General features: G+C 61.3%; 14 protein-coding genes and 1 tRNA gene. 3 read left to right on the top strand and 12 right to left on the bottom strand.

What is annotated here, in order from left to right:
- Together ACTJLB_RS30050 and ACTJLB_RS30045 are read left to right on the top strand one after the other, a co-directional pair.
- On the top strand, positions 1-256 hold a 256-nt coding region (locus tag ACTJLB_RS30050), incomplete at its 5' end, for a hypothetical protein (protein WP_440785384.1).
- Positions 257-380: 124 nt separating this feature from the next.
- Positions 381-1,676 carry a TIGR03862 family flavoprotein gene (locus ACTJLB_RS30045; RefSeq protein ID WP_440785382.1) on the top strand — a complete coding sequence of 432 codons (1,296 nt, stop codon included), beginning with the start codon at positions 381-383 and terminating at the stop codon, positions 1,674-1,676.
- Between the two features lie 31 nt (positions 1,677-1,707).
- Here the strand turns inward: ACTJLB_RS30045 and ACTJLB_RS30040 are convergent, their stop codons facing one another.
- From ACTJLB_RS30040 to ACTJLB_RS30005, 8 genes are all read right to left on the bottom strand, one after another.
- Complete coding sequence (locus ACTJLB_RS30040) at positions 1,708-2,835, bottom strand: methyltransferase (protein ID WP_440785381.1); 1,128 nt, start codon at positions 2,833-2,835, stop codon at positions 1,708-1,710.
- 371 nt (positions 2,836-3,206) lie between these two features.
- Positions 3,207-3,282 (bottom strand) — tRNA-Thr (locus ACTJLB_RS30035).
- A gap of 19 nt (positions 3,283-3,301) precedes the next feature.
- Positions 3,302-3,820: a ClpXP protease specificity-enhancing factor gene (locus tag ACTJLB_RS30030; RefSeq protein WP_087751736.1), complete on the bottom strand. Its 519-nt coding sequence runs from the start codon at positions 3,818-3,820 to the stop codon at positions 3,302-3,304.
- A gap of 70 nt (positions 3,821-3,890) precedes the next feature.
- Positions 3,891-4,502: a glutathione S-transferase N-terminal domain-containing protein gene (locus ACTJLB_RS30025; protein WP_006052302.1), complete on the bottom strand. Its 612-nt coding sequence runs from the start codon at positions 4,500-4,502 to the stop codon at positions 3,891-3,893.
- A 96-nt stretch (positions 4,503-4,598) separates the two neighbouring features.
- Positions 4,599-5,354 carry a cytochrome c1 gene (locus tag ACTJLB_RS30020; RefSeq protein WP_027805049.1) on the bottom strand — a complete coding sequence of 252 codons (756 nt, stop codon included), beginning with the start codon at positions 5,352-5,354 and terminating at the stop codon, positions 4,599-4,601.
- A 23-nt stretch (positions 5,355-5,377) separates the two neighbouring features.
- The gene (locus ACTJLB_RS30015; RefSeq protein ID WP_020070660.1) at positions 5,378-6,757 is read right to left on the bottom strand and encodes a cytochrome b; all 1,380 of its coding nucleotides are present in this window, start codon (positions 6,755-6,757) and stop codon (positions 5,378-5,380) included.
- Positions 6,757-7,377, bottom strand: a complete 621-nt coding sequence (petA, locus tag ACTJLB_RS30010; RefSeq protein ID WP_020070659.1) for a ubiquinol-cytochrome c reductase iron-sulfur subunit — start codon at positions 7,375-7,377, stop codon at positions 6,757-6,759. The genes ACTJLB_RS30015 and petA overlap by 1 nt, the downstream gene beginning before the upstream one ends.
- Before the next feature lie 231 nt (positions 7,378-7,608).
- Entirely contained in the window at positions 7,609-8,355 is a 747-nt protein-coding gene (locus tag ACTJLB_RS30005; RefSeq protein ID WP_020070658.1) for a Nif3-like dinuclear metal center hexameric protein, read from the bottom strand.
- Positions 8,356-8,374: 19 nt separating this feature from the next.
- On the opposite strand from ACTJLB_RS30005, the gene ACTJLB_RS30000 reads away from it, so the two are divergent.
- Positions 8,375-9,589: a Do family serine endopeptidase gene (locus ACTJLB_RS30000; protein WP_020070657.1), complete on the top strand. Its 1,215-nt coding sequence runs from the start codon at positions 8,375-8,377 to the stop codon at positions 9,587-9,589.
- 198 nt (positions 9,590-9,787) lie between these two features.
- Here ACTJLB_RS30000 and tatC read toward each other — a convergent pair whose 3' ends face one another.
- The 4 genes from tatC to ACTJLB_RS29980 all read right to left on the bottom strand — a co-directional run bounded on the left by tatC (position 9,788) and on the right by ACTJLB_RS29980 (position 11,956).
- Positions 9,788-10,567, bottom strand: a complete 780-nt coding sequence (gene tatC, locus ACTJLB_RS29995) for a twin-arginine translocase subunit TatC (protein ID WP_020070656.1) — start codon at positions 10,565-10,567, stop codon at positions 9,788-9,790.
- Between the two features lie 34 nt (positions 10,568-10,601).
- On the bottom strand, positions 10,602-11,120 hold the full coding sequence (gene tatB, locus ACTJLB_RS29990; protein ID WP_020070655.1) for a Sec-independent protein translocase protein TatB: 519 nt from the start codon (positions 11,118-11,120) through the stop codon (positions 10,602-10,604).
- 39 nt (positions 11,121-11,159) lie between these two features.
- Positions 11,160-11,396, bottom strand: coding sequence for a Sec-independent protein translocase subunit TatA (tatA, locus tag ACTJLB_RS29985; protein WP_020070654.1), 237 nt, complete (start codon positions 11,394-11,396; stop codon positions 11,160-11,162).
- Positions 11,397-11,590: 194 nt separating this feature from the next.
- Entirely contained in the window at positions 11,591-11,956 is a 366-nt protein-coding gene (locus ACTJLB_RS29980) for a histidine triad nucleotide-binding protein (RefSeq protein ID WP_020070653.1), read from the bottom strand.
- Between the last annotated feature and the right edge of the window lie 17 nt (positions 11,957-11,973).

The raw sequence follows: 11,973 nt of genomic DNA, 5'->3' as shown, positions 1-11,973 counted from the left end.
TGGGCGTTTGGGCGTTTGGGCGTTTGGGCGTCTGGGCGTCTGGGCGTCTGGGCGTCTGGGCGTCTGGGCGTCTGGGCGTCTGGGCGTCTGGGCGTCTGGGCGTCTGGGCGTCTGGGCGTCTGGGCGTCTGGGCGTCTGGGCGTCTGGGCGTCTGGGCGTCTGGGCGTTTGGGCGTTGGGCGCATGCGGCGCGTTCCGCCGCATCGGACACGTTTCTCCGCGCTCTCGCGCCTTCACCGTGCTCGACGCTCCGCTGAGCGTCCGGGATCGCGAGCGTTCCAGCGCCTCACACTGCCGCGGTAGTCGTTTTTCACACCCTTCGCGCCGTCCACGCATTAGTGCTGCCGGCGCGCCGCCTCTTTTGCTCATCTGCAGGCCCGCATGTCATCTTCGTTCGATTCCGCCCGCGTCGCCGTCATCGGCGGCGGACCCGCTGGCCTGATGGCCGCCGAGGCACTTTCCCTGCAAGGCGTACAGGTCGACGTCCATGACGCGATGCCCTCGGTGGGCCGCAAATTCCTGATGGCCGGCAAAGGCGGCATGAACATCACGCATTCGGAGCCGCTTGAGCCGTTTCTTGATCGCTACGGCACGCGCCGCGAATGGATTGCGCCGCTGCTGCAGACGTTCGGACCCGACGCGTTGCGCGCCTGGCTGCGAGAGCTTGGGGTCGAGACGTTCGTCGGCAGTTCGGGACGCGTTTTCCCGACGGACATGAAAGCGGCGCCCATGCTGCGCGCCTGGCTACATCGATTGAGGGATGCGGGCGTGCGCTTCCACATGCGGCAAAAATGGATCGGCTGGCAGATTGGGGACGAGACCGCCGCCGACGCGTCCGCGACGGCTCACTCCGCGCATACTCTCCTGTTCGCCACGCCCGACGGCGAGCAGGCCGTGACCTACGACGCCGTCGTGTTGGCACTTGGCGGCGCAAGTTGGCCTCGCCTCGGATCGGATGCCGCCTGGGTTCCGTTGCTCACCTCCCGCGACGTGCCCGTGCGTCCACTGGAGCCCGCGAACTGCGGCTTCGACGCGGACTGGAGCCCTTACCTGCGCGAGCGTTTCGCCGGTCAGCCGGTGAAGTCCATCGCCATTTCACTCACCGATGTAGACGAAAAAGTCCACAATCGACAAGGTGAAATACTTTTGACGGAAACGGGCCTCGAAGGGAGCCTGATCTATGCGCTTTCCGCCGCGATTCGCGAGCGAATTCGTGCTGGCGGCGAGCTCACCATTACCCTGGATCTGGCGCCCGGCTTGCCTTTGGAGCGCGTGATAGCAGAAGTCACGAGACCGCGCGGCTCGCGGTCGATATCGAGCCATCTGCAGGGAAGAGTTGGGATTAGCGGTGTCAAACTGGCATTGCTGCACGAGATCCTGCCGAAAGACGTGTTCGCGGATGCCCCACGTCTCGCGCACGCTATCAAGGCGCTCCCGGTGAAACTTCTGCGTGCCCGGCCGATTGCAGAAGCGATCAGCAGCGCCGGGGGCATTCCGTTCGAGGCGCTGGACCATCATTTGATGATCCAGCACTTGCCCGGTGTTTTCTGCGCGGGCGAAATGCTGGATTGGGAAGCGCCGACAGGCGGTTATCTGCTGACTGCGTGCTTTGCGAGCGGTCTCGTCGCTGGCCGCGGTGCCGCGGCGTTCGTAGGGGCGCGCGGCGCGTCGCAGTAAAGTGGGCGCCGCGTGGGAACCCAAACTCGCTTCAGGCACGCGCCTTCAGCCGCCACAGCGACGTAACTTCGGCGACCCGCGCTGCATGCAATGGGTCCGTCTCGTCGGTAGATTTGGGATGCCTCGGACGAATATCCTCGCGCCCGATCACAGTTAAGCCGGCCTCGTCGATCGCGGCAAGCAACCACTCGCGGGTGCGCAAACCCAGATGCTCCGCGAAGTCGGACAAAATGAGCCAGCCTTCGCCGCCCGGCGACAAATGCTCGGCCAGGCCGTTGAGAAAGCCCAGCAGCATTCGGCTTTCCGGATCGTAGACCGCGTATTCGATCGGCGATGCGGGCCGCGCCGGCACCCAAGGCGGGTTGCAAACAACCAGCGGCGCGCGTCCTTCAGGGAACAAGTCGGCTTGAACGACCTCGACCTGCTGTTCGTAGCCGAGGCGCGCAATGTTCTCCCGCGCGCACGCAAGCGCTCGTGGGTCCCGGTCGGTGGCGACGATCTTCTTCACGCCGCGCTTTGCCAGCAACGCCGACAGCACGCCGGTGCCGGTGCCGATATCGAACGCCTTGTTCAACGAAGGCAGCGCAGTCCGCGCAACGAGATCCACGTATTCACCGCGCACCGGCGAAAACACGCCGTAATAAGGATGAATCCGATCGCCGAGCGCGGGAATCTCGACACCCTTTTTGCGCCACTCGTGCGCGCCGATCAGTCCGAGCAGTTCGCGCAACGACACGACTGACGCCTCATCGGTCGGCGGTCCATAGGTTTCGATGCACGCCTGCTGCACGTCGGGCGCGCGGCGCAGCGGAATCCCATATGACGCGTCAAGCGGTATCAGAATCATGCCGAGCGTGCGCGCGCGTTGTGACTGCGTCTGCCGGTGCAGGTTGAACGCCTCGAGCGGCGTTGCGCCCTGCTTGCGCGGCTTGCGTTCCAGACGTCGCGTCACCGCCTGCAACAGTTGCCGCGCGTTCTGGAAATCCCCGTTCCACAGAAGCGCCGTGCCTTCGCACGCAAGCCGGTAGGCGGAGTCGGCGGTGGTCCGGTCGTCGGCGACGATTACGCGTTTGGGCGGAGGCACCGCCGCTTCGGAGCGCCAACGCGCGGTGCGGGGGCCGTCGGCTTCGGGCCAGGTAATGCTTGCAGGGCTGGTCATGATGAGGTGGGTCGTGTTGCGGGAGCGACGCGGTGAGACGTGGCCTGGTTGGACGGCGCGCTATGCACCGGGGTGCGCGGGCGGCGTGCATGAAGCGAACAGCAGTGCCGGCCCGACCCGAATAGTAACCCCTGCCGCCTCGCCTCACGGCATCGTATTCACCGCGCTACTCGCCACGAATGCAGACGATTTTGTCCACGATCGACAAGGTGAAAGAGATATGGCGATTTTGAGCATCAAAAGACGCTCACCGATCGGCGAAAAACGGCGATGGCTCGCGTGCGGGCCTTCCTGGCGGCCGACCAGATGCTGAATCACCGCCAAATAAAAAACGGGGTTTCTGACTGAACAGAAACCCCGTTTCGTACTACTGGTGCCGGCTGCAGGACTCGAACCCGCCACCTCATGATTACAAGTCAAGCGCTCTACCTGATGAGCTAAGCCGGCATGAGGCCGTGATTCTACTTCATTTTACGATCTTGAGGCGAGCCCTACCGCCACCTTTTGAACCGTCGTCGTCGGGCTGGTCGCCCTCCGGCGTCTGGTCAGCTTTGGCGGCGCTGTCAGTTGCGGACGGACTTTCGACCGCACGAGGCGCACTGGGCGCAACCGGCGCGGCGGCCGGCTCGACTGTTTCGGCGTCGGCGCCCGAATCCTGCGCTTCGCCTCCGGTCGACTCGACCGGAAAAGCCATGCCCTGCCCGTTTTCGCGCGCGTATATCGCGAGGATATTGGCGACCGGCACCTCGATCTTGTGCGACTTGCCGGAGAACCGCGCGCTGAATTCGACCCACTCGTTGCCCATTTGCAGCTGGCTCGTAGCCTCGAAGCTGATGTTCAACACAATCTCGTTGTCGCGCACGAATTGCCGCGGCACACGCGTCTGATTGTCGACGCGCACTGCGATATGCGGCGTGTAACCGTTATCCGTGCACCATTCGTACAGCGCTCGCAGCAGGTACGGCTTGGTGGAAATCTCTTGCATCAGCAGTCCTCTTACCGGGCGCGGAACTGCGCGCGAGACGCCGCGCGCAGCCCGCAACCCAAAGCCAAACTCAACGACGCATCACCTTTTCCGACGGCGTCAGCGCCTCGATATAAGCCGGACGGCTGAAAATGCGCTCGGCGTACTTCATCAGCGGTGCCGCATTCTTCGACAGTTCGATGCCGTAGTGATCGAGACGCCACAGGAGCGGCGCGATCGCGACGTCGAGCATCGAGAACTCTTCGCCGAGCATGTACTTGTTCTTCAGGAAGATCGGCGCGAGTTGCGTCAGGCGGTCGCGGATGGCGAGGCGCGCTTTCTCGTGATTCTTCTCCGCGGCCTTGCCCTTTTCGTTCTCGAGCGTGCCGACGTGGACGAACAGTTCCTTCTCGAAGTTCAGCAGGAACAGACGGGCACGCGCGCGTTGAACCGGGTCGGCCGGCATCAGTTGCGGATGCGGAAAGCGCTCGTCGATGTATTCGTTGATGATGTTCGATTCGTACAGAATCAGGTCCCGTTCGACGAGAATCGGCACCTGACCATACGGATTCATCACGGCGATGTCTTCCGGCTTGTTAAACAGGTCGACGTCGCGGATCTCGAAGTCCATGCCCTTTTCGAACAACACCAGCCGGCAACGCTGGGAGAACGGGCAAGTTGTGCCGGAATACAGAACCATCATGATTTACGTTTCCTCAAAAAGCTGAAGGGCCAGCGCGCGGAAAAACCGTTCAACAGGTTTTTCCTGGCGCCGGCCCCACGCCGTGTAGCGGCGTGATTATTTGATATGTTTCCAGTACGCGGCGTTCAGTCGCCAGGCGAAAAAGCTCAGAATACCGAGGAACATCAGCACCCACACGCCAAGCTGTTTGCGGGTTTTCTGAGTCGGCTCGGACATCCAGGACAGATACGACACAAGGTCGGCCACAGCAGAATCATAATCTACCGGCGACATCGTCCCCGGAGTGACCTGCTGGAAGCCCACAAATTTGTGCACCGTTTCGCCCGTTTTTTCGTCGACTTCTTCACCGAACTTCGCGGTACGTTGCCCCTGAAGCTGCCACAACACGTGAGGCATGCTCACGTTTTCATACACCAGATTATTCCAGCCAGTCGGCCGCGTATTGTCGCGATAAAAGCTGCGCAGATACGTGTAGAGCCAGTCCTTGCCGCGCGCCCGCGCTTCCACCGATAAATCCGGCGGACTTGCGCCGAACCACGCCTTCGCGTCGTCCGGGCGCATTGCCACGGTCATCGTGTTGCCGACCTTGTCGGTAGTGAACAGCAGGTTCGACTGAATCTCGGCTGGTGCAATGCCGAGATCGGTCAGCCGGTTATAGCGCACCAGATTCGCGCTGTGGCAATTCAGGCAGTAGTTTACAAACAATTGCGCGCCGTGCTGCAAAGAAGCGAAATTGTCCGCGTTATCCGGCGCGCGGTCGAGATGAACATTCTCGTCCGCATACGCCGGGCCGCTCAGCACCGCGAGCAGTGTCGCGCCGATCAGCGCGCACGTCGAAAGCAGTTTCTTCATCTTCGTGTTCTCCTCGCTCGCCATTAGTGGGACTTGAACCGCACCCGCTCGGGCGGCTGCTTGAACGTGCCAAGCCTCGTCCAGAACGGCATGCCGAGGAAAAACGCGAAGTAGATCAGCGCGCACACCTGCGCAATCAACGTGGCGGCCGGCGACGGCGGTTTAGTGCCGAGGAAGCCCAACGTCAGGAAAGCGAGCACGAAGATCCCGTAAAACACCTTGTGGAAGAACGGCCGGTAGCGAATCGACTTGACCGGCGAGCGGTCCAGCCACGGCAGGAAAAAGAGCGAAATCACCGCGCCGCCCATCACCACCACGCCCCAGAACTTCGACTCGGTGAAGGCCATTGCCAGAATCACGAGTACCGCGAGCACCGGCAAACCCAGTTTCCACTTGCCGCGGGCCCGCACTAGCGCGAGCAGGCCGAGCAACGCGATCACGACCATCAGCACGATCTTGAACGGATCGGTCGTGGCGCGCAGCATCGCGTAAAAGGCCGTGAAATACCACACCGGCGCGATTTCTTGAGGTGTTTGCAGCGGATTCGCGGGGACGAAGTTGTTGGCTTCCAGGAAGTACCCGCCCATTTCCGGCGCGAAGAAAATAATCGCCGCAAAAATCATCAGGAAGATCGACACGCCGAAGAAATCGTGCACCGAGTAGTACGGATGGAAAGGGATGCCGTCGAGCGGAATGCCGTCCGGGTCTTTCTTCGCCTTGATCTCGATGCCGTCCGGGTTGTTGGACCCGACTTCATGCAGCGCGACCAGGTGCGCGACGACGAGCCCGAGCAACACCAGCGGTATCGCGATCACGTGGAACGCGAAGAAGCGGTTCAGCGTGACGTCCGACACCACGTAGTCGCCGCGAATCCACAGCGACAGGTCCGGCCCGATGAACGGAATCGCCGAGAACAGGTTCACGATGACCTGCGCGCCCCAGAACGACATCTGGCCCCACGGCAGCAGGTAGCCGAAGAACGCTTCGGCCATCAGGCACAGGAAGATCGCGCAGCCGAAAATCCATACGAGTTCGCGCGGCTTGCGGTATGAACCGTACATGAGGCCGCGGAACATATGCAGATACACGACGACGAAGAACATCGACGCGCCCGTGGAGTGCATGTAGCGGATCAGCCAGCCCCACGGCACTTCGCGCATGATGTACTCGACCGACGCGAACGCGAGCGTCGCGTCGGGCTTGTAGTTCATCGTGAGGAAAATGCCGGTGACAATCTGATTGACCAGCACCAGCAGCGCGAGCGAGCCGAAGAAGTACCAGAAGTTGAAATTCTTCGGTGCGTAGTATTCGGAGACGTGCTTTTTCCAGGTGGACGTTAGGGGGAAGCGCCGGTCGATCCAACCGACCAGCCCGGTCGTCTCTACTTCATGTTCGATCGCCATTACGCTTCTCCTTTCTCGTCCTTGCCGATCACGAGCCCGTTGGCTCCCGTGAACATGTAAGGCGGGATGTCGAGGTTCTGCGGCGCAGGTTTGTTCTTGAAGACGCGGCCGGCCATGTCATAGGTCGAACCGTGGCACGGGCACAGGAAGCCGCCTGGCCAGTCGTCAGGAAGATTGGGCTGCGCGCCCTCCATGAAGCGCGGCGTCGGCGTGCAGCCCAGATGGGTGCACACGGCAACGGCGACAAATATGTTCTTACGGTCGGTGCGTGCACGGAATTCGTTGTTGCAGTACTCCGGCAACGGCATCGAAAAGACGTTCTTGCTATGGGGATCGGCTACTTCGTTATCGGCTTTCTGGACATCGGCAAGCATCTTGTCGGTGCGGTTGATGATCCACACCGGCTTGCCGCGCCATGCAACGGTCATCATGTCGCCGGGCTTCAGATTGCTGATGTCCACTTCGACCGGGGCACCTGCCGCCTTGGCCTTTTCAGATGGTGCAAACGAACTAACAAAGGGTACGACAGTGGCAACGCCTCCTATGCCACCTGCTACGGTCGTCGCTATCAGCCAGGTACGGCGGCTGCCGTCGACGCGTTCATCTTCCTTGTCTCGCATCACACGCCCCACTTCTGAGTTGGATTTTTCCTTCACGTCGCTTCTACCGCCGCTAGTTTGCTCGAATGGAGTCGCCATTTACAAGGGCCGATTGCCAAAAACCGTGCGAAGCCCTTGATAGGTAAGGGTTTCTCCGTACGGATCGCAAACTTTTTCGCACCTCCTTTTAAGTGTCCCCTCCGTTATTCGTGCCTTTTGCTTAGCTAATGCCTATTTGCTAATTCAAACGAATCAAACCGGATTAGGGATATCGATAAAGAGGTGTTCGATATCGAACTGCTCGGACAAGTGCTTGCCCACCGCCTGCACCCCGAAGCGCTCCGTCGCATGATGCCCGGCCGCGAGAAACGCGACGCCGCTTTCCGCCGACGTGTGCATGACCGACTCAGACACCTCACCGGTCAGATAAACGTCGGCGCCGGCGTTGATCGCCGCGTCGAACATGCCTTGCGCAGCGCCCGTGCACCATGCGACGCGGCGCAGACTGCGATCCGGGTCGCCGAACACGAGCGGCGTGCGGCCAAGCGTCTGTTCGATCTCGGCGGTGAAGTGCGCGAGCGTGATCGGCATCGCGAAAGTGGCGAGCCAGCCGAGGTCGTTCTCGCCGAAGCGCGCGTCGCTGATCCAGCCCATCTTCGCGCCTATCTGCGCGTTGTTGCCGAGTTCGGGATGGTCGTCGAGCGGCAAGTGATAAGCGAACATGTTCAGGTCGTTCGCGAGCAGCAGTTTCAGGCGCGCGTATTTGCGGCCGGTGATCTGCGGCGCCTCGTTGCGCCAGAAATAGCCGTGATGGACGAGCACGGCGTCCGCGCCCCAGTCCAGCGCTGCCTCGAGAAACGCCACCGAGGCGGTCACGCCCGTTGCGAGCTTGTTGATCTTGCGACGCCCTTCGACTTGCAGGCCATTGGGGCAATAGTCCTTGAAGCGCGCGGTTTCAAGGAGATTGTTCAAGTACAATTCAAGTTCGATCCGATCCATATAAACCTCTAGTCTTCAGATGCTTAGACGCTTTTGGCTGTTCTTTGCCCAAGCGGTGACTGTGCTGTTGGCGCTGATGTTCATCATCGCGACCCTCAAACCGCAGTGGCTCCAGCGTCAAGGGCAATTCGGCAAGCAACTTGCCGAACCGATCGTCGCCTTGCGGGAAGTGGCGCCTGGCATGGGTAGCGGGCCCGCAACTACGTCTTATGCAGACGCCGCTCAAAAGGCCATGCCTGCGGTCGTCAATGTCTTTTCCAGCAAAGATGGCTCGCTCCCGCCCGATCCGCGCGCGAAAGATCCGTTGTTCCGCTACTTCTTCGGCGACAAGAACAATCGCAAGCAGCGCGAGCAACCGGCCGCGAACCTCGGCTCCGGCGTGATAGTGAGTTCGGAAGGTTACATTCTAACGAACCAGCACGTGGTCGACGGCGCCGATCAGATCGAAATCGCGTTGGCCGACGGCCGCACCACGAACGCCAAGGTAATCGGCATCGATCCTGAAACGGATCTGGCCGTGCTGAAGGTCAACATGACCAACCTGCCCACCATCACACTGGGTCGCATGGAACAGACCCGCGTCGGCGACGTCGTGCTCGCGATCGGTAATCCGTTCGGCGTCGGGCAGACGGTCACCATGGGCATTGTCAGCGCGCTCGGTCGCAACCATCTCGGCATCAATACGTTCGAAAACTTCATTCAGACTGACGCGGCGATCAATCCCGGCAATTCGGGCGGCGCACTGGTCGACGTGAACGGCAATCTGCTCGGCATCAACACCGCGATCTATTCGCGCTCTGGCGGTTCGCTCGGCATTGGCTTCGCGATTCCGGTGTCGACGGCCCGCAGCGTGCTGGAGAGCATCATCACCACGGGTTCGGTCACGCGCGGCTGGATCGGCGTCGAGCCCCAAGATGTCACACCGGAGATTGCCGAGTCGTTCGGCCTTGAACAGAAGTCGGGCGCGATCGTCGCGGGCGTGTTGAAGAACGGTCCGGCCGACCGCGCGGGTATCAAGCCAGGCGACATTCTGATGAGCGTGAACGGTCAGGAAATCACCGACACGACGCGCTTGCTGAATGTGATCGCGCAGATCAAGCCGGGCACGGCCGCGAAGGTGCATTTGGTCCGCAAGAACCGCGAGCTCGATCTGGACGTGACCATCGGCAAGCGCCCGCCGCCGCCGAAACAACCCGTCGAAGACAGCGATCAGCAGGACGACGACGGCGGTTGAGGTGTCTGCCGGTGCACAAGCCATATGGGCTTGAGACAGAACGCGGAACACAAAAAAGGGCAGCCCATGACGGACTGCCCTTTTGTTTTAGTCGCGCTGCGTAATTGCTGCCGCGGTATTCCCGCAAGATCGACACCGAGTCACCGCAAGCCTGTCACCGATCGGCAGAGCCACGGCAACAACCGTGACCGGTTCACTTCAAGCCGGCGGCGTCGCATCTTCGACAACTGCGGGTTGCTTGCCGACGATCAACCGCGCGGCGATGATCCCCGCCTCATACAGCACGACCAGCGGAATGGCGAGAATAAGCTGGGAGAACACGTCTGGCGGCGTAACCACCGCCGAAATCACGAAGGCGCCGACGATCACGTACGGCCGGATCTCCTTGAGCTTCTTCAGCGTCACTACGTTCATGCGCACCAGCAGCACGACGACGATCGGTACTTCGAACGTCACGCCAAACGCGATGAACATGGTGAGCACGAAGCTCAGGTAGTTGTCGATATCGGTCGTCATCTCCGCGCCCAATGGCGCGTTGTAATGGGCCATTACGCGAAAGATGGTCGGGAACACCACGAAGTACGCGAACGCCATGCCGCACAGAAAGAGCGTATAGCTGCTGCCGACCAGCGGCCCGACCAGCTTCTTTTCATGCTGATAAAGACCCGGCGCGACAAACGCCCAGATCTGATAAAGCACGATGGGCAGCGCGATCACGAAAGCCACCAGCATGGTCACTTTCATCGGCACGAAGAACGAGCCGGTGACGTCGGTGACAATCATCTTGCCGTCTTTGGGCAGGTTCTGCATCAGCGGGCGCGCCAGCAGCCGGAAGATATCCGGCGCCCAGTACACCAGGCCGACAAACACCACGATGACGGCAAGGCCCGCCCGGATAATGCGGTCGCGCAATTCAACGAGGTGAGAAATGAAGGTCTCTTCAGCGCCTTCGTCCTGACTTTTCTGGGGGTCGCTCACACCGGCCCTCTGTTAGAGATTGTCGTTCTGGTCATCAGAAAAACCGCGTCGGACGACGCATGCTGGCAGGCGTATGCCGCGCGACGCGCGCCGCGCCCGACTGCACGCGCGTGCGGCGCGTGGTTGCGCGCTTGTACCAGGTTGGCATTGCGGTTTGCTTGACGCGCCAGTTCTTGCGCTTGGCTGCCCCGGCTGGCGTGCTGCCTTGCCACGGAGTATTGACGGCGTCTTCGACCGCACCGCCGGCAATGCTCGGCGACACCGACGTGCCGCTGTTCCACGCGTCGTTCAGTTCCGTCTCGTGCTTGCGCAGGTTCTCCTGCACGGAGGTCTGGACATTGCTCGCCGCCGTCTCGAACTCGGTTTTCATGCGACGCAATTCGTCGAGTTCGATTTCCCGCGTGACTTCCGACTTGACGTCGTTGATATACCGCTGAGCGCGACCGAACAGCGCGCCGGCCGTGCGGGCGACGCGCGGCAAGCGCTCAGGGCCGAGCACGACTAGCGCGACGACGCCAATCAGCGCCATCTTGGTTAGACCGAGGTCCAGCATGGAGGGAAATGTCCGTCAGTAACGCGGTTGGCCCGCGGCTTAGCGGTAATCGCCCGAACGCGGGGCCTTTTCCTTTGCTTCCACATCGACGGCGCCGTTGCGCGGCAGTTCGCGCTGTTGCGTCTCAGCCGGCGTTTCGCCTTCCTTCATGCCTTCCTTGAAGCCTTTTACAGCGCCACCCAGGTCGCCGCCGATATTGCGCAACTTCTTCGTGCCGAACACGAGTGCCACGATCAGCAACACGATCAACCAATGCCAAATACTCAACGAACCCATGACTACTCTCCTTAACCCCGACGCCGCACGTGATGCGGCAAAAATCGTCTGCCTTGCGGCGTGAATCGAAGCAGATGCGCTTCTTCTACGTTACAGCGGCACAGTGCATATTGTGGCCATGCGATCGCGTCGCCGAAATTACAACGCAGCAAAAACAACGCCGACCCGACGGGCCGCTCGCCCGATCTTCGCGATCAGCCCATGCGCTGCCACGGACGCGGCCCCGCCAGGATGTGCGCATGCAGGTGATAAACCTCTTGCCCACCGCCCGGCCCCGTGTTGATGACCGTGCGGAAGCCCGTTTCACCGCCTGTGTATGCCACGCCCAACTGATCGGCAAGACGCGCCGTCAAAACAAGCATTCTACCAAGCAGCGGCGCATCGCTCTCGGTGCAGTCACTGAGGGTGGCAATGTGCTTGCGCGGGATCACCAGCACATGGGTCTCGGCCGCCGGACGGATGTCGCGGAAGGCGACGAACTCGTCGTCTTCGTGGACTTTGGTCGACGGAATCTCGCCGGCGGCGATCTTGCAAAAGAGACAGTTCGGGTCGTGGCTCATCGTATTCCTAACGCGGT

Source organism: Paraburkholderia sp. 22098 (genome assembly GCF_052045935.1).
In the GTDB taxonomy this organism is placed as follows: Bacteria; Pseudomonadota; Gammaproteobacteria; order Burkholderiales; family Burkholderiaceae; genus Paraburkholderia; species Paraburkholderia caledonica.
Note: the sequence above shows the minus strand (reverse complement) of the source record. Positions and strands in the feature narration are given on the sequence as shown.

Bases quoted from the DNA above. Each gene is read 5' to 3' on its own strand.
- ACTJLB_RS30045 (WP_440785382.1), top strand. From the start codon at position 381: ATGTCATCTTCGTTCGATTCCGCCCGCGTCGCCGTCATCGGCGGCGGA.
- ACTJLB_RS30040 (WP_440785381.1), bottom strand. From the start codon at position 2,835: ATGACCAGCCCTGCAAGCATTACCTGGCCCGAAGCCGACGGCCCCCGC.
- ACTJLB_RS30030 (WP_087751736.1), bottom strand. From the start codon at position 3,820: ATGCAAGAGATTTCCACCAAGCCGTACCTGCTGCGAGCGCTGTACGAA.
- ACTJLB_RS30025 (WP_006052302.1), bottom strand. From the start codon at position 4,502: ATGATGGTTCTGTATTCCGGCACAACTTGCCCGTTCTCCCAGCGTTGC.
- ACTJLB_RS30020 (WP_027805049.1), bottom strand. From the start codon at position 5,354: ATGAAGAAACTGCTTTCGACGTGCGCGCTGATCGGCGCGACACTGCTC.
- ACTJLB_RS30015 (WP_020070660.1), bottom strand. From the start codon at position 6,757: ATGGCGATCGAACATGAAGTAGAGACGACCGGGCTGGTCGGTTGGATC.
- petA (WP_020070659.1), bottom strand. From the start codon at position 7,377: ATGCGAGACAAGGAAGATGAACGCGTCGACGGCAGCCGCCGTACCTGG.
- ACTJLB_RS30005 (WP_020070658.1), bottom strand. From the start codon at position 8,355: ATGGATCGGATCGAACTTGAATTGTACTTGAACAATCTCCTTGAAACC.
- ACTJLB_RS30000 (WP_020070657.1), top strand. From the start codon at position 8,375: ATGCTTAGACGCTTTTGGCTGTTCTTTGCCCAAGCGGTGACTGTGCTG.
- tatB (WP_020070655.1), bottom strand. From the start codon at position 11,120: ATGCTGGACCTCGGTCTAACCAAGATGGCGCTGATTGGCGTCGTCGCG.
- tatA (WP_020070654.1), bottom strand. From the start codon at position 11,396: ATGGGTTCGTTGAGTATTTGGCATTGGTTGATCGTGTTGCTGATCGTG.
- ACTJLB_RS29980 (WP_020070653.1), bottom strand. From the start codon at position 11,956: ATGAGCCACGACCCGAACTGTCTCTTTTGCAAGATCGCCGCCGGCGAG.